Here is a 25069-nt window from a genome sequence, read left to right on the forward strand (position 1 = left end):
ATGATGCCTGTCTGAACATTTTCAGACAGGCATCAGATTGATTAAATAAAACACGATAAATATGGTTAAAACAGAGAGATGAACTATGGAGATTAACGAGTTGCAATATGCCAAACCTTTTCCCTGCTTGCTGACGATTGCCGGTTCGGATTCCGGCGGGGGTGCGGGCATACAGGCCGACATCAAAACATTCGATGCGCTCGGTGCGTACGGAACCAGCGCGATTACTGCGATTACCGCGCAAAATACGCAAGGCGTGCAAGGCGTTCATGCGGTACCGCCCGAGATGGTGCGCCGACAATGTGAATCCGTGTTGACCGATATCCGCATCGATGCGGTAAAAATCGGTATGCTGCCGGATGTGGCAACCATACGCACAGTGGCCGATGTGCTCGGCCGCCACAAACCGCCGTTTGTGGTGCTCGATCCCGTGTTAGTGGCGACTTCGGGCGACAGCCTCGCACTGGAAAATACCGTTGAAGCGATGCTGGGCGAGCTTGTGCCTCTGGCCGATATTGTAACGCCGAATCTGAGCGAACTGGCGCAGCTTACCGGCAACCGGTTGGCGCAAACGGAAGAAGAAATGCTGGAGCAAGGCAAACAGTTGATGAATAGAGGCACGAAAGCCGTATTGCTCAAGGGCGGCCATTGGGAAAACAGCAGCGATGCGCGCGACTGGCTGATCCAGCAAGGCATGGAGCAGCCGCAATGCTTCATCACGCCGCGCGTGCCCACGCAAAATACGCACGGCACGGGTTGCACCCTTTCCAGCGCGATTGCGGCCTATTATCCGTATAAACAGGATCTGCGTTCCGCCGTATCTTCCGCTAAAAGTTATGTGCAAGGCGCAATTGAGGCGGGAACGAACTGGAAAGTAGGCAAAGGACACGGCCCGCTGGCGCATTTTTGGCGGATTGAGCGGGATTAAAGCCGGTATCTACAAGCAGCGGGTACAAAGGCAATTTAACCTGTAAAGTATCCGGCTATAATAACAATGCCTGTCTGAAAAAGCCGCTTTATCTTTCAGACAGGCATTGTTACTACCGATTGATTGCTAAAATGAAATACATTACTTCAGCCCAAAACGAGCAGCTCAAGCATCTGGCCAAGCTGCTTTCTTCGGCCAAAGAGCGCCGGTTGTGCCGCCAAACCGTGTTGGAAGGCACGCATCTTCTTGATGCCTGTCTGAAAGCCGGTTGGGCGCCGCAGGGTTTCTATATTCCTGAAAGCAAAGCCGGCAAACCGGAAATCCAGGCTTTGCTGCAACAGTTTGATGAACAGAAAACCGTTATCGTCGGCAGCGCCGCTTTGTCGAAAATTACCAGTTTGACAGAAGGCGAAGAAGTCATGACGCTGGTATCTCTGCCGGATGAACCATCCTTGCCCGACAGCGGCGATTGTGTCGTGCTGGAGCACGTGCAGGATCCGGGTAATGTCGGTACCATTCTGAGAAGCGCAGCCGCCGCCGGTGTGCAGCAGGTGGTGTTGAGCAAAGAATGCGCCGAGGTTTGGTCGCCTAAAGTGTTGAGGGCGGGAATGGGTGCGCATTTCTTATTGAAGTTGCATACTCGCGCGGATTTAAATGTTTGGCGCGAACGCTATCAAGGCCGGGTTTGGGCAACTGCTTTAGGCTGCAATAACCGTAGTCTGTATGATTTGAATCTGCAACATGCCTGTGCGTGGATATTCGGCAATGAAGGCAGCGGTGTCAGCGAAACCATGCAGCAAGCAGCCGATGCTACCGTGCGCATACCGATGCTCGGCGCAACCGAATCTTTGAATGTGGCAATGGCGGCTACGGTATGCTTGTTTGAACAAATGCGCCAGCGCCTGTAGCAAAATTTAAGCTAATTTGCCATATCGTGATGCCTGTCTGAAAAATAAGGAGCTAATCATGCGCAACAAAATTGAAGTGATGGAAGCAGACATTACCACTTTGCAGGTGGACGCTATTGTGAATGCCGCCAATAATTCGCTGTTAGGCGGAGGCGGGGTGGACGGCGCAATTCACAAGGCGGCGGGCAAAGGGCTGCTGGCCGAGTGCCGCACTTTAAACGGCTGCGAAACAGGAGAAGCCAAAATCACCGCCGGCTACCTTTTGCCTGCGCGGTTTGTGATTCACACTGTCGGGCCTGTTTGGCACGGCGGCGGGCAGGGAGAGGAAAAACTGTTGGCAGATGCCTACGCCAATTCATTAAAACTGGCCGAAGCCAAAGGCATCCGCAGCATCGCTTTTCCCAGTATCAGCACGGGAGTTTACGGCTATCCTTTTGTACAGGCGGCAAAAATAGCATTGAACACGATTTTGGCAACCTTACCGCAATGTCCGTCTATGGAACGGGTTATTCTGTGCTGCTTCTCAGCCCACGATGAGGGTGTTTACAGAGAATTATTGGCGGAATAAAAAACACCTGCTTAAACAAATAAGCAGGTGTTTTGATTTCAATGCGAGATTTAAAACGCAACATAGTTAACAGGGTTAACCGGCTTGCCGTCTTTGCGCACTTCAAAGTGCAGCTTGGTGCGGTCGGCATCGCTGTTGCCCATTTTGGCAATGGTTTGGCCGCGTTTCACGGTTTGACCTTCTTTTACAGACAGGCTTTGATTATGGCCGTAGGCTGTCAGGAATGTTTTGGTGTGCTGGATAATCACAAGATTGCCGTAGCCGCGCAAGCCCGAGCCTGCATATACGACTCTACCGTCTGCCGCAGCCACTATGGGTTGGCCGGCGGTGCCGCCGATATCCACGCCTTTATTGGAAGCGGTAAATTGGGTGATCACGCTGCCTGATGTCGGGCGCTGCCAAGTGATGCCTTCAACGGTACGCGTGCCACCGGTTGCCACGGTAGGCGTGGTGGCGGGACCGCTGGCTGCCGGAGCGGGCGTAGGTGTTGTTGCGGCAGGCGTTTTTGTGGTTTGTGTGGCAACGGTAGAACCGCCTGCAGGAGCAGTGTAACCGGCGGGCTTAACGCGCAGGGTTTGGCCTACGCTAATGGTGTTGTCTGATAGGCCGTTCCAAGCGCGCAGATTGTCTTGGGTGATGTTGTAGCGTTTGGAGATGTTATAAACGGTATCGCCGCGCACCACGGTATGGGTGGCTGCATTGATGTCTACGGGTGCATTAGAAGGTGTATAGCTGCCGCCGCTGCTGACCGGCTGAGAAGGGGGCGTGTAAGGCGCGGGCGTGTTGTTGACTACGCTTGTGCCGCCGGCATTGGGATCATAAGGTGTAGCGCCGTAAGGATTAGAAGATGGTGCACTTCCTGCCTCGCTGCCGTAACTGCCTGCCGAACCAGTGTTACCCTGTACCACCGGAGCCGGGGGTTGTGTCCAAGAACATGCGCCCAGCATCAGAACGATGGCAACCGAGCCGGTACGGATTGCGGTTTTCTTTAACATCTTTGCTTACCTTCTTTAGTTTGGATTTGATGGAATTTGGCGCATATCATAATCAAATTGTGCGTTATCCTCAAGTTTTTTACGGATTTTAAGAATCTTTTATTTCGGATTTTTTCCTGATTTTATTCTGACTGAATAATTAAGAGGCTGCTTGGGGCAGGCTGCCCGAATTTTCTTTTATCAGTTGTTTTAAAAAGAAAATCCCGGTGTTTATCCTGCCGCTGGCAAAGCCTTGTAAATTGAATACGGCTTGCTGCAAAGCAGACTTTTCAGACAGGCATTCTTTATTTCTGCAATGAAGCGAACACATCAAAGTAATCAGGGAACGTTTTGTGTGTGCATTTCGGATCATTAATCACCACCGGCACGCCCAACAGCGAGACCAGTGAAAAACACATGGCCATGCGGTGGTCGTCGTAAGTGTCGATTTTGGCATCGGGTATCAAGGCGGCGGGTGGCGTGATGTGGATGGCTTCAGGTTCTTCTTCCACAACAGCGCCGACTTTGCGCAACTCCGCAGCCATAGCGGCGATGCGGTCGGTTTCTTTCACACGCCACGAGCCGATATTGCGCAGGCTGCACGGCGCGCCGGTAGCGAGCGCCACCACGGCCAAGGTCATGGCGGCATCCGGGATGTGGTTGGCATCCAAGTCGAAAGCCGACACGCTTTTGCCTTCCGACCGGCTCACTTCGATAAAATCTTCGCCCCAAGATACCGAAGCACCGATTTTTTCCAATTCGCCGGCAAATGCCACATCGCCTTGAATGGCATGTTTGCCCAATCCGGTTACACGGATGGGCACGCCCGATAACAAACCCGCAGCGAGAAAATAAGATGCGCTGGAAGCATCGCCTTCTACATGAACCGTTTCCGGTGCGTGATAGCGCGCATTGGCAGGGATTTTGAATATTTCGTGATTGTGGTTTTCCACGTTCACGCCGAATTTGGCCATCAGGTTTAAGGTGATGTCGATATAAGGTTTGGAAATCAATTCGCCTTGCACATGGATTTCAAACGCCTCTCCGGTAAGCGGCAGGGCCATCAAGAGCGCGGTCAGGTATTGGCTCGACACATTGCCGCGAATCGGAATAATCCGCGTGCCGTTGTCTTGGAATGCGCCGATGTGCAAGGGCGGAAAGCCTTCGTTGCCCAAATAATCGATTTGCGCGCCGGCAATTCTCAAGGCATCGACCAAATCGCCGATCGGGCGTTCGTGCATCCGCGGCACGCCGTGCAGATGATAGTTGCCGCCGAGTATGGCCAACACGGCGGTAAGAGGACGGAATGCGGTGCCTGCGTTGCCTAAAAACAAATCGGCTTCGCGTTTGGGAAACGCGCCCTTACAGCCGTAAACGGTCAAACCCGATTCGTGCCGCTCCAGTTTTACACCGAGCGTTTCCAGCGCTTCCAGCATGCGGTCAGTATCGTCTGATTTTAATAAGGATTTGATTTCGCAGCTGTTATCGGAAAGCGCGGCCAAAAGCAGGGTGCGGTTGCTGATGCTTTTTGAACCGGGCAGGGCTACGGTGGAGGGCTTCAGCTTGGAAGCGGGCAGGCGGATGGAGTCGGTCATGGCTGTAAGCAATCTTTTGGGAAAAAGGATGCTTATTATGCCAAGAATCGGCTGTTTCTTAAAGATGGCTTAATGTATGAGTTCTTGCATGAGATGCCTGTCTGAAAGCTTTCTGCAAACGGCAAATATGAAGCTCGGGTCAAGCTCCTGAGCTGAATGATTTGGGACGGTAAAAAAGCTGCCTCAAAGGCAGCTTGGGTTTATTTCAGAATGCTTATTTTTTTGATGACAATCGGTTGAATCGGTACGTTTTGATGATGATGGTGATCGGTTGTTTGCACTTTGGCAATCTGCTCCACCACATCCATGCCTGCGGTTACTTTGCCGAACACTGCATAGCCTGCGTCGCGGGCGCTGTTGCCTTTGCGGTTGAGGAAATCATTGTCGGCCAAATTGATGAAAAACTGGCTGGTAGCCGAATTGGGGGAGGCGGTGCGCGCCATGGCGATGGTGCCTTTGGTGTTTTTCAAACCGTTGGACGCTTCGTTGGTAATGGCTTTTTCGGTGGATTTTTGCGCCATATCGGGTGTGAAGCCGCCGCCCTGAATCATAAAGCCGTCAATCACGCGGTGGAAAATGGTGCCGTTGTAAAAGCCTTTGTTGGCGTAATTCACAAAATTGGCCACGGTTTTCGGCGCTTTTTTTTCATCCAGAGAAAGCTTGATGGTGCCTACATTGGTGTCGATTTGCGCCAAAGTTTCGGCTTTAGCCGCAAATGTGCTCAAGCCGATGGCGAGCGCTGCAACCAGATGCAGAGGTTTCATGTGTTTTCCTTTCATATAAGTAATTGATGCGGCGTTATTCTAATGGCGGCGGCGTTGCTTTGCGTTTTTATTGTGTAAAAGCAAACAAATGCCTGTCTGAAAATGTTGGTATTTTCAGACAGGCATTGCGCGGTCGGGCTTATTGGTGAAGCCGGTTTACATATTCCACTTCTTCCTTACTGCCGATTACCACGGCCACCCGCTGGTGCAGGCCTTCCGGCCGGATATCCAGCATATTTTCTACCGCATTGCTGCTCTTGCCGCCGGCCTGCTCGATAATCAGGCTTAAGGGATTGGCTTCATACATCAAGCGCAGCTTGCCCGGCTTGGCGGGATCGCGCTTGTCGGCAGGATAAAGAAACACGCCGCCGCGCATCAGGATGCGGTGGATTTCGGCCACCATGCTGGCCACCCAGCGCATATTGTAGTTTTTGCCGCGTGCGCCGGTATCGCCGGCCATCAGCAATTTGATGTATTGCTGAACGGGCGCAAACCAATGACGCTGATTGGAGGCATTGATGGCGTATTCTTTGGTTTGTTCGGGCACGCTCGGGTTTTCGTTGGTGAGTATAAATTCGTTTTGATTATTCAGCGTAAACACAAACACGCCGTGCTTGAGCGTGAACACCAGCTGGGTTTGCGGGCCGTAAAGCACATAGCCGCTGCCCACTTGCTCGCTGCCTTTTTGCAGGAACGACTGTGTTTCCAAAGCGCCAGCGGGTTTGGCGAGAATGGAAAAAATGGTGCCCACCGAAATGTTCACATCGATATTGGAAGAGCCGTCGAGCGGGTCGAACAGCACCAGATAGCCGCCGTTTTCGTTGCAGGCGACAAAAGTGTCTTCTTCTTCGCTGGCCAAGCCGGCTACGGCGGGGTTGGCTTTGAGGTTTTCAATCAGGATGGTGTTGGCAATCACGTCGAGCTTTTTCTGGTCTTCGCCCTGCACGTTGCCCGAACCGGCTTCGCCCAACACGCCTGCCAGCGCGCCCTGGCGCACTTTGCCGCTGATTTCGACGCAGGCGGCAACGGTGCTTTCCAGCACGCTGCCCAATTCGGCGGGCAATTGGTGGGTTTGCAGATGTTGTTTTAGAAAAGATGGAAAAGTTTGCATGGTATTCTCGTTGTTTATAAGGTGGGTGTAATCGGCTGTAAGTTTAATATAAACGGGTGTTTTAAACAATTTCAGACAGGCATGCTTGATGCAATGCCTGTCTGAAACCTGTTTTATTGGGCAGGCTCGTAATCGGCCGCTTGGATTGCCTCTTCGTGCTTTTCTTTTTTACGCTTTTTCTTTTGCTCCTTATCTTCATCCTTGTCGGGTATCGCCGCATCAATCACCGCGCCCGTACCTTTTACCACCACTTTGCCCGCGGTAAACACCGTGGTTGCGGCCAAATCCACCGCGCTGGCCACTAAGCAGCCTTGCAGGCCGAAGCAGCATAGAAAAAGCGCACCCAAGCGCAAACAATGTTTCATATTTCAAAGCCTAAAAACAAGATGGGCGATATTATAGCCCAAACCCAATGCCTGTCTGAAAACCTTTTTCAGACAGGCATTTGCTATAATCTTCACTTTTCCCCATTTCAAGCAGGCCGCATCATGCAAGTGATCCAATTTGAAAATTCCCCCTTCAAACTCCACCAGCCTTTCCCGCCCGCAGGCGACCAGCCCTCCGCCATTGCCGGCCTGCTCGAAGGGCTTTCAGACGGCCTCGCTTACCAAACCCTGCTCGGCGTAACCGGCTCGGGCAAAACTTATACGATGGCCAACGTGATTGCCCAAAGCGGCCGCCCCGCCATCATCATGGCACACAACAAAACGCTGGCGGCGCAGCTTTATGCCGAGATGCGCGAGTTTTTCCCCGAAAACGCGGTGGAATACTTCGTTTCCTACTACGACTATTACCAGCCCGAAGCCTATGTACCGTCGCGCGATTTATTTATCGAAAAAGATTCCGCCATTAACGAACACATCGAGCAGATGCGCCTTTCCGCCACCAAAAACCTGATGACGCGCAACGACGTGATTATCGTCGCCACCGTGTCCGCCATCTACGGTATCGGCGACCCCACCGAGTATCAACAAATGGTGCTTTCCGTGAAAGAGGGAGACACCATCGAGCAGCGCAACATCATCTCCACTCTCGTTTCCATGCAATACGAGCGCGGCGAAATGGATTTCAAACGCGGCTCCTTCCGCGTGCGCGGCGACGTGATCGACGTGTATCCCGCCGAAAGCTCCGACAACGCCTTGCGCATCAGCCTGTTTGACGACGAAATCGACCGCCTCGACCTCTTCGACCCGCTTACCGGCGGCAACATCCAGCGCGTCGGTCGCTACACCGTGTTTCCCTCCAGCCACTACGTTACCCCGCGCGACACCGTGCTGCGCGCCTGCGAAAGCATTAAAGAAGAATTACGCGAACGCATTGATTTCTTTACCAAAGAAAACCGCCCCGTCGAAACCCAACGCATCGAACAGCGCACCCGCTTCGATCTCGAAATGCTCTACGAAATGGGCTTCTGCAAAGGCATCGAAAACTACTCGCGCCACTTTTCCGGCAAAAAAGAAGGCGAACCGCCGCCCACGCTGATGGATTATCTGCCCGACAACGCCATCATGTTTATCGACGAAAGCCACGTTACCGTTACCCAAATCGGCGGCATGTACAAAGGCGACGCCAGCCGCAAGCAAAACCTCGTCGACTACGGCTTCCGCCTGCCTTCCGCCCGCGACAACCGCCCGCTCAAATTCCACGAATTTGAAAAAATCATGCCGCAAACCATCTTCGTTTCCGCCACACCCGCCAAATACGAAGAAGAACACGCCGGCCAAGTGGTCGAACAAGTCGTGCGCCCCACCGGCCTGGTTGACCCGCAAATCGAAATCCGCCCCGTCGCCACCCAAGTGGACGACTTACTCAGCGAAATCAACGACCGCATTGCAAAAGGCGAGCGCGTGCTCGTGACCACGCTCACCAAACGCATGGCCGAACAGCTCACCGACTATTACAGCGAACTAGGCATCAAGGTGCGCTACCTGCACAGCGACATCGATACCGTAGAGCGCGTTGAAATCATTAGAGATTTACGCCTCGGCCTGTTTGACGTGCTCGTCGGGATCAACCTCTTGCGCGAAGGCTTGGACATCCCCGAAGTCTCACTCGTCGCCATCCTCGATGCCGACAAAGAAGGCTTCCTGCGCAGCCACCGCAGCCTCATCCAAACCATAGGCCGCGCCGCCCGCAATGTAAACGGCGTCGCGATTTTGTATGCAGACAAAATCACCGATTCCATGAAAGCCGCCATCGACGAAACCGAACGCCGCCGCGAAAAACAGATTAAATTCAATGAAGAACACGGCATCGTGCCGAAGCAGATTACCAAACAGGTAAAAGACATCATCGACGGCGTGTACCACGACGATTCAGGCAGCACCAAAGGCAAAGGCCGTCTGAAAAGCTCTGCTTTCAGCGCAGCTAAAACTAAAGTGAAAGTGGGCGAAATCCACACCGAAGAAGACGCGATTAAAGAAATCGCCAAACTCGAAAAAGCCATGCAGCAGGCGGCAAGGGATTTGCAGTTTGAAGAGGCAGCGGTGTTGAGGGATAAGATTCGGGGGATTAAGGAAGGGTTGTTGTTTGGGGCGGAGTAAGGGAACTCTCCTCTGCTTAAATCAAGAGCCACCTGAAGCAGCTTTCAGGTGGCTCTTGATTCCTTATAGTATTAATAATAGTGCTTTTTAATCTAGGGGTTTAAAAAGGAAAATTTGTAGGGTTATCAGCTTCAAAGTCTTCCTGAGTTTCATATTCATCACGACTTGAATTATATTCGCTCATTCTTCTTGTGTTTGCATCTCTTAAAGAACGGAAATTTGTAAACTCTGTTACTCCCTTTTCCCTTATTTCAGGCACTTTTATAATCAGTTCGGTTTCTGTTCTTGTTACTTCAAAACCTTTTTCTTCGAACATATCGTGAAATTTATTTAGAACTGTCCCTCGTATTGCCCGTCTTTTAGTTTCTTGTCTAATATCCTCATGCGTAATTTGTACTTGAGGAAAAATTTCTTGCCTATCATTTGTAGTCATGTACATTACTCCTCGGGTGTCGTTAATATTCATATATGTGCGATCCCATAACTGTTGACATACGTTTTTAACAAACTCTTCATCAATAGAATCATATTTAGAAACCATAATTGATTTTCCTTTCGAAGTGTTTTGAATGATTTAAAAGTTACTGACTTAGTTTTGGATAAAAGCCCAATCTAATCAGACCGGTTTGAATTATATCGAATTTCAAGATTTTTTCAAGTTTTTTTCAAGATTTTTTGAATAAACATATGAGAATTTTTAAATATTAAATTGATTTTTAAATAATTTTTATATGGATAAGCAAGCGTAGGTTACATACTCGTATCTAACATAACTATCACTGCAATTTTTAATCATTGTGATAATGTATAAACGTCGGATACGGAAATCCAACCTACATCACTAAATTGTTGGGGGTAGGTTCATAGCAAGTTGTTGGAATCTTTTAAAAAAAAACCGCGCGAATGGCTTGCTCCACACACCTTGCCTGCAAATAACAACGAGCAAGCGTAGCCTGCGTGCGTAGGGTGTGTGCCACCGGCACGCACGTGTTGTCGGAATCTTTGAAACTGTGTGCGTGGCTTACGCCACACACACTACCTGCAAATAAACAACGAGGCCGTCTGAAAATTCAGACGGCCTTAATGATGAAAGCGTTTTAAGCAAGCGTAGGTCGGATACTTGTATCCGACAAAATAGTTGTTATCACGGAAATGTTCAATCATTGTGATAATGTATAAATGTCGGATTCAAGCAAGCGTAGGTCGGATACTTGTATCCGACAAAATGGTTGGTATAACGGAAATGTTTAATCTTTGTGATAATGCGTAAATGTCGGATACTTGTATCCGACATAACGGTTGGTATGACGTAAATGTTTAATCATTGTGATGATACATAAATGTCGGATTCGAGTATCCGACCTACATCTTGTATCATCTGCATGGGTTAATTCGTATAACAAGGGGAAAATATGCGGTATCGTCGATATTACCGTGCGGGCGGAACGTATTTCTTTACGGTGGTGGCGAATAAGCGCCAACGGATTCTAACCGGCGATGCTGTGCGCTTGGCTTTGCGTGAGGCTGTTTGGGCGGTGCAGAAAAAATATCCGTTTGAAATTGCGGCATGGGTGTTGATGCCTGATCATCTGCATAGAATTTGGCATCTGCCTGAAAACGATGCGGATTTTTCGGAACGTTGGCGGCAAATCAAAAGGCACAGCCAATATTTAATCGGTGCCGACACGCGTTTATGGCAGAAGCGGTTTTGGGAGCATGCTATTTGTGATGAAGCGGATTTTGCCCGTCATTTCAATTATGTGCATTTCAATCCGGTGAAACACGGTTATGTATCACAGGTATCGGATTGGCCGTTTTCTACCTTTCATCGCTATGTAAAGCAAGGCATTTATCCGCTAAATTGGGGCGGGAATGAATCGGATTTTGTGGTGGCGTATGATTAATGAAGGTGTTGGATTCGAGAATCCAACCTACATCACTAAATTGTTGGGGTTAGGTTCATAGCAAGTTGTTGGAATCTTTAAAAAAACCACGCGTATAGCTTGCGCCACACACCCTACCTGCAAAGAAACAACGAGTAAATATCGGATTCGAGAATTCGACCTGTATCTTGTATATCTCATTGGTTAATTTGTATTACAAGCGGAAACCATGCGGTATCGTCGATATCGCCGTGCAAACGGAGCGTATTTTGCATAACCGTCAATCGATTCTAACGGCGATGTCGTGCGCTTGGCTTTGCGTGAACAAGCATGGCTGTTCTATGTAGACTATAAATATTGGCCTTTGTTAAGCCGTTGGGTTTTATATGAATATATTTTCTGCGATATTGTTGTCAACGCTATTTATGGTTTTTCTTGCTATAAAAAATATTTTCCGTAATAAGGCAATGAAATACTCTTTCGGAATTTTGGCAGGTGTATGTTTTTTCTTGCATGCTTATAATATGCCTGATATCGCGGAGGCTTATACTTTAGGTCAAATTATTTGTTATGTATTATTGTTGCTTGTTCAGGTTGTTATTTTAATTTTTGTTATAAAAAAATTTAAGAAAAAGCAAGCGTAGTCTGCAAATAAACAACAAGGCCGTTTGAACGTTCAAACGGCCTGTTTTGTTTTCTGCTTTGGGCATAGTCAGATTGAATGCTGTTTGATAACGGTTGTTTGGCTGTATGATATGCCTGTCTGAAAAACATTAAGCGAGGAGGCGCGTATGTCTGCATCTCATGACCATCACCATAGCCACACGACGAATAAGCGGGTTTTGCGTACTTCGCTGGTTGTGATCGGTGTGTTTATGCTGATTGAGGTGGCCGGCGGCCTGTTAACCAACAGCCTGGCGCTGTTGTCGGATGCGGGGCATATGTTTTCGGATGCGCTTTCTTTGGGCATTTCGCTGCTGGCGATGAAGTTGGGCGAGCGTTCGGTAAACCGTTATAAAACGTTTGGCTATAAGCGTTTCGAGATTTTGGCTGCGGCGTTTAATGGGCTGACTTTGCTGGTGATTTCGCTGATGATTGCTTGGGAGGCCGTCGGCCGCTTTATCCAGCCGCCTCCTGTGGCGACAACGGGCATGTTGGCGGTGAGTGTGCTGGGCTTGCTGGTTAATGTTTGGGTGGCTTGGTATATGCTGAAAAACAGTGATACTGAGGAAAATCTTAATATGAAAAGCGCTTATCTGCATGTGTTGAGCGATTTGTTCGGTTCGCTGGGGGCGATTACGGCGGCTGTGCTGATGATGGTGTTTGGCTGGCAGTGGGCGGATCCGCTGGCGAGTGTGCTGGTGGCGGCTTTGATTGCGCGTAGCGGCTGGGGTGTGATGCAGCGGGCTTCCCATATTTTGATGGAAGGCACACCTTCGGATGTGGATTTAGACCATATCACCGGCATCATTCGCGAAACCGACGGTGTAGAAGCGGTGCATGATTTGCATGTGTGGAGCATCAGCAGCGGCATTCATGCTTTGTCTTGCCATATTGTGGTGGAGGGCAGTATGAGCGTTGCCGAGGCGGAGCAGATTGTTTACGGCTTGGAACACCGGCTGGCGCATGAAAATATCCGGCATGTTACGGTGCAGACCGAGAGCAGGGGGCATCCGCACGGTGATGATTTGCTGTGTAAAATGCCTGTTCATGAGCATCATGAACATCATCACCCTCATTAATGTTAAAATGCCTGTCTGAAAAAGATTCAGACAGGCATTTTACAGAAAGAATAATTCATAATGACTATCCAAGCCGTATTATTTGACCTCGACGGCACTTTGGCCGACACCGCTCTGGATTTGGGCGGCGCTCTGAACGCTCTGCTTCGCAAACACGGTTTGCCGGAAAAACCTATGGAAGAAATCCGCCCTGTTGCCAGTCACGGTGCGAGCGGGCTGATTATGCTGGGCGCGGGCATCTCTACTTTCCATCCACATCACGACCGCTGGCGAAAAAATTATTTGGCCGAATACGAACAATGCTTTGATAAAGACACGGTTTTGTTCGACGGTATCAACGAATTAATCGGTAAACTGGTCGACCGCGGTTTGAAGTGGGGCATCATTACCAACAAACCGCAAACCTTTACCGACCGCTTGGTGCCTAAACTGGCATTTGTGGAAGAGCCTGCGGTGGTGGTGAGCGGCGATACCTGCGAAGAGCCGAAACCCAGCATCAAACCCATGCGCCACGCCTGCGCCGAACTCGGTATTCCGCCGGAAGCCTGCCTTTATGTGGGCGATGCGGAACGCGATATGATTGCCGCCAGAAAATCAGGTATGACGTCCGTGTTGGCCGCGTGGGGCTATATCTCGGAAGACGATGCCGTGGAAAACTGGCCGGTGGATTTTTCGATTGAAAAACCGCTGGATTTATTGAAACATTTGTAAAACCGTAAAACTAACGAGATGACCCGCCATACCGATGCGTTCGGCCGCTTGATTGATGCTTTGAAGGTGTTGCCCAATGTCGGCCCCAAATCCGCCCAGCGCATGGCCTACCGGCTTTTGCAGCATAACAGGGAGGGCGCGGCCGAACTGATGGCGGCTTTGCAGCACGCGCTCAAGCAGGTTCGGCATTGCCGCTTGTGCAACACTTTTTGCGAAGATGAAATCTGCGCCATCTGCGCCGATACCGAGCGCGATCCGCGCCGCCTGATGATTGTGCATATGCCTGCCGATGTGGCGGGGATGGAGGCCGCGCGCTGCCATGACGGGCTTTATTTTGTGTTGATGGGGCAGGTTGATCCTGCGCAGGGCATGGATTTGACGCATATTGCGCTCAACCCTTTAATCGAGCGGCTGAAAAACAGCGAGGTTGAAGAAATTATTATTGCCACCAATTTCACCGCCGAAGGCGATGCCACGGCTTATGTGCTGTCTGAATTGTTTAAGAGTCTGCCGTATAAAGTGAGCCGCCTTTCCCGAGGCATCCCGCTGGGCGCCGAGCTGGAATATGTGGATGCCGGTACATTGGCACAAGCCGTATACGAGCGGCGGCAGCTGAAAGATTAAACATACCATGCCTGTCTGAAACGGCTTTTCAGACAGGCATTTCAAACGAAGGAAAGCTTATGTATCAAAAGAGAGCGCGCCCGATAAGGCCGTGGATTATCATGTGCGTGGTGTTGGTGTCGTTTGTGTGGCTGCTTTATGCTTTGGGCAATATCCTGACGCCTTTTATCGTGGCAGCCGTGATGGCTTATATTTTGAACCCGCTGGTGGAAAAGCTGCGCAACCACGGCATGAAACGCGGCCTGGCTTCCATGCTGGTGATGGTGTCGGCTTTGGTGCTGCTGCTGGCTTTGGTGCTGGTGATCGTGCCGATGTTGATCGGCCAGTTCAATAATATGCTCGAGCGGCTGCCGCAGATTGTGCATTTTATCCAATATAAAATTCTGCCTTGGCTGAACAATATGGTAGGCGACCGCATGACCATCAATACCCATACCGTATTGGTGTGGCTGCAATCGCAAACCGGCGAACTGAGCAAAACGCTGAAACAGTTTGCGCCTACGCTGATGCGGCAAAGCAGCAATGTGGTAATGGGATTGAGCAATCTGCTGCTGCTGCCTTTTTTGCTGTATTACTTCCTGCTAGATTGGCAACGCTGGTCGCACGGCATCCGCGCTTTGATACCGCGCCGCTTTATTGATACCTATATCCGCGTTGCCGGCAATATGGATAAGGTATTGGGTGAATTTTTACGCGGGCAGCTGATGGTGATGCTGATTATGGGCTTGATTTACGGCTTGGGCTTGATGCTGGTGGGTTTGGATTCGGGCTTTGCCATCGGCATGATTGCCGGTATCTTGGTGTTTGTGCCTTATTTGGGTGCGTTTACCGGATTGCTGCTGGCCACGGTGGCCGCTTTGCTCCAATTCGGATCATGGTACGGTTTGCTGCTGGTATGGGGTGTGTTTGCCGTGGGGCAGTTTTTGGAGAGCTTTATCATCACGCCCAAAATCGTGGGCGACCGCATCGGCTTATCGCCTTTCTGGGTGATTTTCTCGTTGATGGCATTTGGCCAGTTGATGGGGTTTGTGGGCATGCTGGTCGGCCTGCCGCTGGCGGCGGTTACGCTGGTGCTGCTGCGTGAAGGGGCGGATGCTTATTTCAACAGCCGCTTTTACAAACACAAATAAGCCGCATGGCGGAACGTTTCAGACAGGCATATGCCTGTCTGAATTTCTATCAAACACCGGCAAGCCGAGCCACTATGTATTTTGGAGGATTAACACGCAGCCCTTGCGCGTATAAAGTAAGCAGCGTCAGCAAAAGGATTCCACCATGAATTTATTCGACACCCGCAGCGTAACCTTTGCCGAGCCGATCGACATGCTTTATGCCTGCCATGAAAAAGTGCGCCGCTTTTGCAGCCAGATAGACATGCTGCCGGCTTATCTTGCCGAAAACGGCTTTAACACCATCGCGGAACAAGCCGTTAAACAAATTGTCCAATATTTTAATGTGGCGGCGCCGCTGCACCATCAAGACGAAGAGCAGGATTTTTTCCCGCTGCTGCTTCAATACGCACCCGAAGCACAAAGCAGCATCGAAAAGCTCGAAGAGCAGCACGAAAGCCTGCATGAAAGCTGGCAGGCGCTGTATGAAGAGTTTACCCGGCTGAAAACCGATCCGCAGCATGTTCCAAACGGGCAGCTGATGAAACGCTTTACCGAAAGTTATGCCGCCCATTTATCGCTGGAAGAACCCTTGTTTGAGCTGGGCAAAAAACACATTCCTGCCGGAAAATTGGCCGAAGCGGGTAAAAAAATGGCGGCGAGAAGAGTGTAAAACAGCCGCAGAATATTCATTTTGCAAGGAATATGCTTTTTGGGTTTATTGACAAGCAGTATTGCAGTTGATTATAGTTTGCCGCAAAAGCTAGTTGGATAGTGCACATATTTTTCACAAAGGAGTAAACTATGGCAACATTTGAATTGAAAAAAAGCGATACCGGAGGGTTCCATTTCAACTTTTTAGGCGCCGACGGCAAAACCATTCTGCGCAGCGAGCAATACAGCAGCAAAGCGGCAGCACAAAACGGCATAGAATCCGTGCGTAAAAATGCCGATAACGAAGCGCGCTATGAGCTGAAAGAAAGCACATCGGGCAAATTTTATTTCAACCTGAAAGCATCAAACGGCCAAATTATCGGCACCAGCATGATGTATGCCGATAACGCCGAGCGCGAAAAGAAAATCGGAGAAGTGAAGCAGGGCGCGGCAAAAGCCAGTGTGATGGAAGTTTGATGAACAGTGATTTTGAACCAAAGCCTGTCTGAAAATCGGTTCAGACAGGCTTTGGTTATTCTCAAGAGGAAGGAAACACAATGAAACACAACAAAAAATTATGGCTGCTCTGTTTGACGGCCATTTTGGGTTTGAGCGCCTGCGGCGGCGACAGAGATTCGGATCGGGAAGACAGAGGCTCAAAATACGAGCGCGAATCCGAAGACAGAGACCGCCATGACGACCGCCGCGGCGATGACGACGACCGGGATCGCGACGACCGCCGCCGTGATTATGATGATGACCGGGATCGCGACAGAGACAGGGAATATGACCGCGACCGGGATGACGATCGCGATAGAGACGAAGACAGAAGGGGCGACAGAGACGACCGCAGCCGCGATAGAGACGATTAAATCGGGTTTAAGTATCTCGACCAATATCAATGCCTGTCTGAAAAGCCCAAGCTTTTCAGACAGGCATTATATAGTTAAAACACTTAATTTTAGTAGCATTTCCGTCATACTCGGGTCAAGCCCGAGTATGAAGAACGTACTATTTTTAAGTTGATTAACTATACTTCGCCGCAGAAGCGCGCCGCTCATACCTGCCGGTTATCCATTTGCAGCGCCGTAGCGTATAATCTTCAAAGTAAAGCAGACCAATAAATATCTCATTATCTCCCATATTTAGGAATAACCATGTCACAAGGCGAACCCAAACCCACCAACACCCATTCCGCAAACTACGGCTTCCTGATTATGCCGCGCTACGGTTTGTTTTGGCTGTTTATCGCATTAACCGTCATCAGCCTTCTGTGGCAGATTTGGTGGCTCTTTATCATATCGCTTGCATTTACCGCGCTCGGCATCCATGACCTTACCCAAAAACGCCGCGCCATTTTGCGCAACTACCCGATCGGCGGCCACATCCGATTTTTATTGGAAAACTTCCGCCCCGAAATCCGCCAATACTTTTTGGAAGACGACCAAGAACAAGTACCGTTTTCGCGTCAACAGCGCTCGCTCGTGTATCAGCGCGCCAAAAATTTAGACAGCACCACCGCATTCGGCAGCATCAACGACCTCAACAAAACCGGCAGCGAATGGTTTCTCCATTCCGGTAACAGCCATAAAATCAGCAACAGCAATTTCCGCGTACACATCGGCAACGAGCGCTGCCTGCAACCTTACGATTTATCTGTGTTCAACATTTCCGCCATGAGCTTCGGTGCACTTTCTGCAGCCGCCATCGAAGCGCTCAACAAAGGGGCTAAAATGGGCGGCTTTGCCCACGACACGGGCGAAGGCAGTATCAGCCCCTATCACCAAAAACACGGCGGCGACCTGATTTGGGAGCTGGGAACAGGCTATTTCGGCTGCCGTGACGAGCAAGGCAATTTCAATCCCGAAACCTTTGCCAAACGAGCCTCGCTCGAGCAGGTGAAAATGATTGAAATCAAGCTTTCTCAAGGCGCCAAACCCGGCAAAGGCGGCGTGTTGCCCGCGTCCAAAATCACCGAAGAAATTTCCAAAACCCGCGATGTGCCGATGGGCATAGACTGTATTTCACCGCCCAGCCATCCTGCATTTTCCACGCCGCGCGAACTGGTTAAATTCTGGCAGCAGCTGCGCGAACTTTCCGGCGGCAAACCCGTAGGCTTCAAACTCTGTATCGGCATGCCGTGGGAATTTATGGCCATCGTCAAAGCCATGATAGAAGAAAACAACTACCCAGACTTCATCGTGGTGGACGGTGCTGAAGGCGGCACCGGCGCTGCGCCGGTAGAATTTATGGATTCTCTCGGCATGCCGCTGGTTGATGCCCTGATTTTCGTGCAAAACACTTTAGTCGGCGCAGGCATCCGCGACAAAATCAAAGTGGGCGTGAGCGGTAAAATCGTGAGCGGCTTTGACATCGCCAAAATGATGAGCCTCGGCGCAGACTGGTGCAACAGCGCGCGCGGCTTTATGTTTGCCGTGGGCTGCATCCAATCCCGCTCATGCCACACCAATAAATGCCCCACCGGCGTAGCCACCCAAGACCCGGCACGCCAAAAAGCCCTTGATGTGCCCGATAAATCCGAGCGCGTGAAAAACTTCCACGCCAACACCCTCAAGGCATTGGCCGAAATCGTGGGCAGCACGGGGCTTACCCATCCTTCGCAGCTTAAGCCGCACCATATCGTGCGCCGCCAGCCGGACGGTTGGATCAAACTCCTGTCTGAACACTATCAGTTTATCGAACCCGGCTCCCTGATTAGCGGCCACTGCGGCCGCCCCATCCTTGACCGCATGTGGAAGCTTGCCGATCCCGACAGCTTTCAAGCCATGGGCATTGCCGATGAAATCATCAAAGGCGAAGACTGATTAAACCGGCAGCGTTTTATAGTGCATCCGCTTAAAAACAGCACACCCGTCATACTCGGGCCTGACCTGAGTATCTCTTTAAAGTTACCGCAACTCAAGATACCCAGGTCAGGTCTGAGTATGACAGTATCGTTATTATGTAAGTAGATTGACTATAAGTTCAAAATGCCTGTCTGAAAACCTTAAACCTTTTTCAGACAGGCATCACTTTATCTTTATTAAATCCAAGCGTTATTTCTTACGCAAATCCACCAAACGGGTGCCGGCAAGAAAGTCGTATAAAAACTGGCGGTCGGCATTAAACCATGCAAAACCCCAGGGCAGAATCCACCAAAAAAGGGCGGCGCCGAATGCGGGTTTGGGCGGAGTGCCCCAACCGTGCAGCGCGGAATAGGCGAGCAGCGGGATAAATACGATGAATACGCAAGCCCACATAAAGCGCAGGCGCAGACGTGTGGGATGGGGCCGACTGCCGGTTTGGTCGGCAAGGCCGATATGCCAGGTGCGCATGGGCAGGGTTTGGCCTTGTTTCAGCCAGTTGAGTTTGAAATAAAACCACCAGCCGGTCAGCATGATAAGGCTGACGGCAATTTGCGAAAGCAGCGGCGAAACCGGGTTGAGCAGCATAGACGCCAGCCCGGCAGGCAGCCCGAGCGCCACGGTAATGGCGGCAGCCAATAAACCTTCGTAGAGCAGGGAGGCCAGGCGGCGTTTGAGGGAAACAGTGGGTAAATGGGGCATGGTCTTGCTCATTTGATGGAAGATGAAAAATGTGATTGCGCGGTTTGCAGCACAACAGCTAAGGCATCATCAGATTGATAGGGGTCGATTAATGTGTCGGCCGGCAATTTGCGCAGCCAAGTCATTTGGCGTTTGGCAAGCTGGCGGGTGGCGGCTATGCCTTTTTCAACAAATGTTTCGTAATCGGTTTCTCCGGCCAGATAATCCCATGCCTGTCTGTAACCCACGCAACGCATGGAAGGCATATCGGCCGTGAGGCCGGGGTAGGCGGCTTGCAGCGCTTTCATTTCATCTGTGAAGCCTTGCTCCAGCATTGTGTGAAAGCGCAAAGCGATATTTTCATGCAGCCGCTTTCGGTTTTCGGGAAACAGCGCAACCGCATGCAGATTGAGCGGTGCAGTATAAGCAGCCTGTTCGGCAAAGTGTTCGCTTAAAGGTTTGCCGGTCAGCATCCATACTTCCAAAGCGCGTTCGATACGCTGGCTGTCGCCGGGTTCCAAACGTTGCGCGGTAGCCGGGTCAACTTCCTGCAAGCGCCGATAAAGGTGTTCCAGCCCGTGGCTTTGTTTGTCTTGCTGCAATTGCGCGCGCACCGCATCGTCGGCTTCCGGCAAATCATTCAGGCCGTTTACCAGCGCGTGGTAATACATCATGGTGCCGCCCACAATCAGCGGCAAATTTCCCCGCTCGTGAATTTCGCCGCACAGGCGCAGGCAGTCGGACACAAACTCTGCCGCGCTGTAACTTTCGAGCGGCGAAACAATATCGATTAAATGATGCGGCACTCGGGCCAATTCTTCCGCGGAAGGCTTGGCTGTGCCGATATTCATATCCCGATAAACCAGCGCCGAATCCAGGCTGATGATTTCCACCGGCAAATGCTCCGCCAGCTTTAAAGCAAGGTTGGTTTTGCCGCTGGCTGTGGGGCCTAAGATAGCAAGTGTTTTGGGGAAATTCATAGGTTCGGATCTTTTAGCGGAAAGGACATAAATCTACAAAGCTTTCTGCAAAGCTGTCGTTTTTGTTAAAGCAGGTCAGCGGAGAAGCAACCACGAAAACCGGCATCAGAGCCGCCGCGCCCAAACTTTTACCAATATGTACTTTCTCACGCGAGTGACTACTTGAAACCGTTGCTTTGATCGGCGTTTTTAAAGCATGCTGCGCCAAAAGCCCGTTTCTGTTATTCAGGTTGATTAATTGCCCGCGGCTTCGAAAGCGGACTTCAATGATTTCGTTTCCTTCACGCCAATCGGGATGGCTCTGTTTGATTTGCGTTAATAAAACTGGCTTGGGCATTTTGGGTTGGTACACATTAACGTCGCTATCCAGATTTTCAAATCGTTTTAAATCGGAATAACCACTTTATTTGCGCATCTAAATAAACATTGTAGTCAATGAGTGCGCTGTTAGACGCGCTATAGCTGATGTCCGCATTGGTAAACACAGTATGGTTGAGGTGGTTTGATTTTAAAAATGCGGAAAATGCTTTGTTTTCATAAAACAGGTATTCATTGCGCTCTCCGATAACGTAAATATGATTCAACCCGTTTTTACTGTTTATATAAAAGCCGATTAAGTTTTCATCCGGCTCTTTTTGTGTAACGGTTTCCATCGAGGTGATGCAGCCCGACAGCAAAACCGACGTGATAATAGCCGAAAATAAAGCTTTCATTTTCAATCCCCTGCATCAATCAAAGCTCAACCAGAGGCTCATTGAGCGCTTTTTCCACCGATTTGATCAAATCTTTAATCGGTATGGTAAACACGCCTGCGTCGTCCACTTCCCAATCCTGTTTCCACAATTCATAGCCCTCGGAAATATCCGGCAGCTCGGCTTTCTCCTCTTCTTCCAACTTGGTTACGCTTGATTTAAGCGCACCCTCGGAAACAGGCGCATGGGGCAGGGTGGTTTGGATGCCGTTGGCGGTATGGGGATTTTTCAACGCCAGATTGTCGATGTAGATATGGAAGATTTTTTTTTGTTTTTCGCCACGGTTATCGGCACCCACTTTAACGATATAAATGCGGGAATTTTCCTCGTTTGGGCGGTGGCGGTATTGCCAAACTTGGCCGACGGCAAATTCTTGCGCAACGGCGCTGAGCGGCAGCAGGCAGCAGAATAGGGCGGAAATTTTTTTAATCATATGTATATTCCTAATAAATGAGTAAGCAAATAGGCGGCAATGCCCGTCTGAACGGATTGGTTTTATTTTCAGACAGGCATTACTGCCCCCTTAAAAACAAAGCATCTAATTCCTTTAATGTGAGCTTGACCCAAGTAGGGCGGCCGTGGTTGCATTGGTTGCTGCGCGGCGTGTTTTCCATATCGCGCAGCAGGGCGTTCATTTCGGGCAAAGTAAGCTGGCGGCCGGCGCGGATAGAGCCGTGGCAGGCCATTGTGGAAAGAATTTGGTTTTCCCTCGCTTCAACCGCTTGGGAAGCGCCTACTTGGGTAAACTCGCGCAGCATGTCGCGCGCAAGCTCCGCCACGTCGGATTTACCCAGCATTTGCGGTACGGCGCGCACGGCTATGGTGTTGCTGCCCATTGCCGATAAATCCAAGCCGAATTCGCGCAAGGCATCGCCGTGGTCGGAGAGCGCCGCCATTTCTTCATGGCCGGCGGCAAAAGTTACCGGAATCAGCAAAGATTGGCTGGGCAGGCTGCCGTTTTGCTCGCGTGCGGCTTTCATTTTTTCATAATTCACACGCTCGGCGGCAGCGTGCATATCTATCAGCAGCAAACTGTCTTCCGCTTGAGCAAGGATATAAATGCCCAATAATTGTGCAATGGCAAAACCCAAAGGTGGCAGTTCACTCTGCATGCCTGCTGCCTGATGCCTGTCTGAAATGTTTTCAGACAGGCATTCTGTTGCCGGCTCAGCAAAACGGCTTTGTTCGAATGCTGCCAGTTCGGTATCGTGTTCGGGCGTTTTGCGGTAAAGCTCGGCATAAGTATCCATAGCCGCTCGGCTTTCCCGCAGGCTGAGGCTGCGCTGCTGCGGTGCGCGGGATGCAGGCGTGTAAGATACGGGAGTTGATTTAGCGGAAGATTCGCCTGTTTCAGAATGTTTTTCGGGAGCAACGCCGAGCATGTCGTGCAGAATCGTGCCGGCGTTACCCACGCTTTCGGTTTGGTCGGCCCGGGTGGCCGCCAAGGTTTTGTTAAGAGTATGAAACACAAGCTGGTGAACGGCTTGGCTGTCGCGGAAACGGATTTCGGTTTTGGTAGGGTGCACGTTTACGTCCACCATCTCCGGCGGCAGCTCGAGAAACAGCACAAAAGCAGGCGTGAGCGCATTGTGCAGCACATCGCGGTAAGCTTGCTTCACCGCATGCAGCATCACTTTATCGCGCACAAAGCGGCGGTTGACAAAGCAATACTGCCGGTCGGTTTTGCCTTTGGCAAAAGTAGGCTTGGAAATCAAACCATGCAGCCGTACCAAGCCGTTTCCGCTGTCGACAGGCAAAGAAGCTGCTTGAAATTCTTCGCCCAAAATCGCGCCAACACGCTCTTCAAGGCTTTGCGGCGGCAGCTTGAAAATGCTTTTGCCGTTGTGCTTCAACGAAAAACCGATTTCGGGATGCGCCAAAGCCAAGCGCTCAACAGTGTTGGCGCAATGTGCGTATTCCGTGTTTTCTGATTTGAGAAACTTACGCCGTGCAGGCGTGTTGAAAAACAAATCCGCCACTTCCACAGTGGTGCCGGTAGGGTGGGCAGCCGCACGGCCGCTTTCCAATTTTCCGTCGACAGCACGGATTTCAGAAGCGTGTGCCGCATCTTCCCTGCGGCTGGTCAGCGTAAGCCGCGACACGGAAGCGATACTGGCCAAACCTTCCCCGCGAAAGCCCATGCTGGCCACATGTTCCAAATCGTTTAAAGAGGCGATTTTGCTGGTGGCATGGCGGTGAAGCGCAAGCGTGATGTCGTCAGAATGAATGCCCGAGCCGTTGTCGGTTACACGAATCAGCTTGATGCCGCCTGCAGCCAACTCGATTTGAATCTCGCCTGCTCCTGCGTCAATGCTGTTTTCTATGATTTCTTTCAAAGCGTTTGCAGGGCGCTCCACCACTTCGCCGGCAGCGATTTGATTAATCAGATGGTCGGGCAGGGCGGCAATGCGTTTCATCGGGCAAATCCACAATTTTTCAGACAGGCATTATTATATAGCAATCATGGCAAAGCCGGTTTCGCTATATAATTTGTTTATTTTCAAAACGGAGCCAACCATGAATCAGCAGTTGCTCGGACTCTATTTCCTGCCCCTCGGCGTGTTACTGATGGGCGCCGCCGCCTTGTGGCAAATGTATGTGGTGATGTCGGAAAGCTACAGCTTAAACCGATTTAAAGAAGACAAACACCGCTTGGCCGCCGCCATAGCCATGTTTTTCAGCTTTTCATTTGCAATCTATATTTTATGCCCCAATGCCCGCAAAAAAGGTTTGATTTTTTTCATATTAGGGGCAGCAGGAGCAACGCTGTATATTTTAGGAAAACTATGGCTGCCGTGGAAAAGTGTTTGAGTTTTTTTACTTGATTTGTAACAAAGAGCTGATGTAAGAAATCCTCGCGTTGTTTACACAACAGATTGAGAAAAATAAGCCTGTAAAACCTCAAAAGGCGTATCGCCCTTCAAGCCCTTATGCGGCTTAACCGTATTATAAAAATTCACAAAACGGCACAATTCCTTCTGCCTGTGTTCCGAATCCATAAACGGAACTTTGTCATGCCACATTTCCATCAGGGTGCGGATTACCCGTTCTGCCTTACCGTTGGTCTGCGGTCGGGCAATACGGGTAAACTTCTGGTTGATGTTGTTCTGCACACAGGCAACCGCAAACGGATGCGACGCATTGCCACGGTATTCCATGCCGTTGTCCGAATAGGCGCATTCGATGGTATAAGGACAACAGTCAATCACATCACGCAAAAGGAACTTGGCCGCACTAGCCGCTGTACGGTCGGGCAAAATGGCCGCATACAGTTCGCGGGAATAGTCGTCAATGGCGACAAACAGGTAATCTCTTGAGGCGGTTGCTTTTTGGTTTTGCAACAAAGGCAGTCGTTTGGTGTCGAAATGCACCATTTCGCCGGGATAGGATTTGTTGTAGCGTTTGGCCTGTTTCTTGAGCTTTTCTTCGATGTGTTTTTCCACTTTTGCCAAACGCTTCATTCCGTATTTGGCCTGTTTGAAACGGTTGTTGGTGCTGTTTTGTGGTGCGAGCAGCTGCAGCCGTGCGGCCTTTAGGATGCGGTAAATGGTAACCCTGCTGACTTGGTATTGCCGGGCCAGTGAGGTAACGGTGATTTTATCCTGCGTATAGGCGCGCCAAACGGCTTGGCGTTGGTGCGGGGTAAGGCGGGTGTTTTTATGGATGTTCATGGCAGTA

Annotated in this window: 28 protein-coding genes; 15 read left to right on the forward strand and 13 right to left on the reverse strand. The window is 50.5% G+C overall.

Annotation, left to right across the window (positions count from 1 at the left end; translation table 11 throughout):
• Window positions 1-85: 85 nt before the first annotated feature.
• From thiD to EL143_RS08555, 3 genes are all read left to right on the forward strand, one after another.
• Window positions 86-928, forward strand: a complete 843-nt coding sequence (thiD, locus tag EL143_RS08545) for a bifunctional hydroxymethylpyrimidine kinase/phosphomethylpyrimidine kinase (RefSeq protein ID WP_169709825.1) — start codon at window positions 86-88, stop codon at window positions 926-928.
• Window positions 929-1059: 131 nt separating this feature from the next.
• Complete coding sequence (locus EL143_RS08550) at window positions 1060-1836, forward strand: TrmH family RNA methyltransferase (RefSeq protein ID WP_085417047.1); 777 nt, start codon at window positions 1060-1062, stop codon at window positions 1834-1836.
• Between the two features lie 58 nt (window positions 1837-1894).
• The gene (locus tag EL143_RS08555) at window positions 1895-2404 is read left to right on the forward strand and encodes an O-acetyl-ADP-ribose deacetylase (RefSeq protein ID WP_085417048.1); all 510 of its coding nucleotides are present in this window, start codon (window positions 1895-1897) and stop codon (window positions 2402-2404) included.
• 50 nt (window positions 2405-2454) lie between these two features.
• Here the strand turns inward: EL143_RS08555 and EL143_RS08560 are convergent, their stop codons facing one another.
• From EL143_RS08560 to EL143_RS08580, 5 genes are all read right to left on the reverse strand, one after another.
• A complete protein-coding gene (locus EL143_RS08560; protein ID WP_085417049.1) occupies window positions 2455-3399 on the reverse strand; it encodes a peptidoglycan DD-metalloendopeptidase family protein in 945 nt (314 codons plus the stop codon).
• 284 nt (window positions 3400-3683) lie between these two features.
• Window positions 3684-4973, reverse strand: coding sequence for a 3-phosphoshikimate 1-carboxyvinyltransferase (aroA, locus tag EL143_RS08565; protein ID WP_085417050.1), 1290 nt, complete (start codon window positions 4971-4973; stop codon window positions 3684-3686).
• Window positions 4974-5173: 200 nt separating this feature from the next.
• On the reverse strand, window positions 5174-5737 hold the full coding sequence (locus EL143_RS08570; protein WP_169709826.1) for a peptidylprolyl isomerase: 564 nt from the start codon (window positions 5735-5737) through the stop codon (window positions 5174-5176).
• Between the two features lie 139 nt (window positions 5738-5876).
• Window positions 5877-6848: a class 1 fructose-bisphosphatase gene (locus tag EL143_RS08575; protein WP_085417070.1), complete on the reverse strand. Its 972-nt coding sequence runs from the start codon at window positions 6846-6848 to the stop codon at window positions 5877-5879.
• Window positions 6849-6961: 113 nt separating this feature from the next.
• Window positions 6962-7213, reverse strand: coding sequence for an NF038104 family lipoprotein (locus EL143_RS08580; protein WP_085417052.1), 252 nt, complete (start codon window positions 7211-7213; stop codon window positions 6962-6964).
• A gap of 123 nt (window positions 7214-7336) precedes the next feature.
• On the opposite strand from EL143_RS08580, the gene uvrB reads away from it, so the two are divergent.
• On the forward strand, window positions 7337-9391 hold the full coding sequence (gene uvrB, locus EL143_RS08585; RefSeq protein WP_126326828.1) for an excinuclease ABC subunit UvrB: 2055 nt from the start codon (window positions 7337-7339) through the stop codon (window positions 9389-9391).
• Between the two features lie 100 nt (window positions 9392-9491).
• On the opposite strand, the gene EL143_RS08590 is transcribed toward uvrB, so the two are convergent.
• Window positions 9492-9932, reverse strand: a complete 441-nt coding sequence (locus EL143_RS08590) for a hypothetical protein (protein ID WP_085417053.1) — start codon at window positions 9930-9932, stop codon at window positions 9492-9494.
• Window positions 9933-10803: 871 nt separating this feature from the next.
• On the opposite strand from EL143_RS08590, the gene EL143_RS08595 reads away from it, so the two are divergent.
• The 10 genes from EL143_RS08595 (at window position 10804) to EL143_RS08640 (ending at window position 18939) form a co-directional block, all read left to right on the forward strand.
• Window positions 10804-11295: an REP-associated tyrosine transposase gene (locus tag EL143_RS08595; RefSeq protein ID WP_085417054.1), complete on the forward strand. Its 492-nt coding sequence runs from the start codon at window positions 10804-10806 to the stop codon at window positions 11293-11295.
• A gap of 365 nt (window positions 11296-11660) precedes the next feature.
• Window positions 11661-11918, forward strand: coding sequence for a hypothetical protein (locus tag EL143_RS08600; protein ID WP_126326708.1), 258 nt, complete (start codon window positions 11661-11663; stop codon window positions 11916-11918).
• Between the two features lie 147 nt (window positions 11919-12065).
• The gene (locus EL143_RS08605; RefSeq protein WP_085417055.1) at window positions 12066-13016 is read left to right on the forward strand and encodes a cation diffusion facilitator family transporter; all 951 of its coding nucleotides are present in this window, start codon (window positions 12066-12068) and stop codon (window positions 13014-13016) included.
• A gap of 60 nt (window positions 13017-13076) precedes the next feature.
• Window positions 13077-13727, forward strand: coding sequence for an HAD family hydrolase (locus EL143_RS08610; protein ID WP_085417056.1), 651 nt, complete (start codon window positions 13077-13079; stop codon window positions 13725-13727).
• 18 nt (window positions 13728-13745) lie between these two features.
• Complete coding sequence (recR, locus tag EL143_RS08615) at window positions 13746-14351, forward strand: recombination mediator RecR (RefSeq protein WP_085417057.1); 606 nt, start codon at window positions 13746-13748, stop codon at window positions 14349-14351.
• Window positions 14352-14410: 59 nt separating this feature from the next.
• The gene (locus EL143_RS08620) at window positions 14411-15481 is read left to right on the forward strand and encodes an AI-2E family transporter (protein ID WP_085417058.1); all 1071 of its coding nucleotides are present in this window, start codon (window positions 14411-14413) and stop codon (window positions 15479-15481) included.
• A 145-nt stretch (window positions 15482-15626) separates the two neighbouring features.
• Complete coding sequence (locus EL143_RS08625) at window positions 15627-16133, forward strand: hemerythrin domain-containing protein (RefSeq protein WP_085417059.1); 507 nt, start codon at window positions 15627-15629, stop codon at window positions 16131-16133.
• Window positions 16134-16264: 131 nt separating this feature from the next.
• Window positions 16265-16591, forward strand: coding sequence for a YegP family protein (locus tag EL143_RS08630; RefSeq protein ID WP_085417060.1), 327 nt, complete (start codon window positions 16265-16267; stop codon window positions 16589-16591).
• A gap of 80 nt (window positions 16592-16671) precedes the next feature.
• Window positions 16672-16986 (forward strand): hypothetical protein, encoded by a 315-nt coding sequence (locus tag EL143_RS08635; protein ID WP_085417061.1) that lies wholly within the window; start codon window positions 16672-16674, stop codon window positions 16984-16986.
• Between the two features lie 285 nt (window positions 16987-17271).
• Window positions 17272-18939, forward strand: coding sequence for an FMN-binding glutamate synthase family protein (locus EL143_RS08640; RefSeq protein WP_085417062.1), 1668 nt, complete (start codon window positions 17272-17274; stop codon window positions 18937-18939).
• Between the two features lie 231 nt (window positions 18940-19170).
• On the opposite strand, the gene EL143_RS08645 is transcribed toward EL143_RS08640, so the two are convergent.
• From EL143_RS08645 to mutL, 6 genes are all read right to left on the reverse strand, one after another.
• On the reverse strand, window positions 19171-19680 hold the full coding sequence (locus EL143_RS08645; RefSeq protein WP_085417072.1) for an RDD family protein: 510 nt from the start codon (window positions 19678-19680) through the stop codon (window positions 19171-19173).
• An 8-nt stretch (window positions 19681-19688) separates the two neighbouring features.
• Window positions 19689-20639: a tRNA (adenosine(37)-N6)-dimethylallyltransferase MiaA gene (gene miaA / locus EL143_RS08650; RefSeq protein WP_085417063.1), complete on the reverse strand. Its 951-nt coding sequence runs from the start codon at window positions 20637-20639 to the stop codon at window positions 19689-19691.
• Window positions 20640-20652: 13 nt separating this feature from the next.
• A complete protein-coding gene (locus tag EL143_RS08655; RefSeq protein WP_085417064.1) occupies window positions 20653-20976 on the reverse strand; it encodes a hypothetical protein in 324 nt (107 codons plus the stop codon).
• 37 nt (window positions 20977-21013) lie between these two features.
• Window positions 21014-21352 (reverse strand): hypothetical protein, encoded by a 339-nt coding sequence (locus tag EL143_RS08660; RefSeq protein ID WP_085417065.1) that lies wholly within the window; start codon window positions 21350-21352, stop codon window positions 21014-21016.
• A 19-nt stretch (window positions 21353-21371) separates the two neighbouring features.
• Window positions 21372-21824, reverse strand: coding sequence for a hypothetical protein (locus tag EL143_RS08665; RefSeq protein WP_085417066.1), 453 nt, complete (start codon window positions 21822-21824; stop codon window positions 21372-21374).
• 79 nt (window positions 21825-21903) lie between these two features.
• Window positions 21904-23808 carry a DNA mismatch repair endonuclease MutL gene (gene mutL / locus EL143_RS08670; protein WP_085417067.1) on the reverse strand — a complete coding sequence of 635 codons (1905 nt, stop codon included), beginning with the start codon at window positions 23806-23808 and terminating at the stop codon, window positions 21904-21906.
• Window positions 23809-23908: 100 nt separating this feature from the next.
• Between mutL and EL143_RS08675 the strand changes: the two genes are divergently transcribed.
• Window positions 23909-24202, forward strand: coding sequence for a hypothetical protein (locus EL143_RS08675; protein WP_085417073.1), 294 nt, complete (start codon window positions 23909-23911; stop codon window positions 24200-24202).
• Window positions 24203-24255: 53 nt separating this feature from the next.
• Here EL143_RS08675 and EL143_RS08680 read toward each other — a convergent pair whose 3' ends face one another.
• Window positions 24256-25062, reverse strand: a complete 807-nt coding sequence (locus EL143_RS08680; protein WP_126326518.1) for an integrase core domain-containing protein — start codon at window positions 25060-25062, stop codon at window positions 24256-24258.
• Window positions 25063-25069 lie beyond the last annotated feature (7 nt).

The sequence above is a fragment of the Neisseria canis genome (assembly GCF_900636765.1).
GTDB classification, from domain to species: Bacteria; Pseudomonadota; Gammaproteobacteria; order Burkholderiales; family Neisseriaceae; genus Neisseria; species Neisseria canis.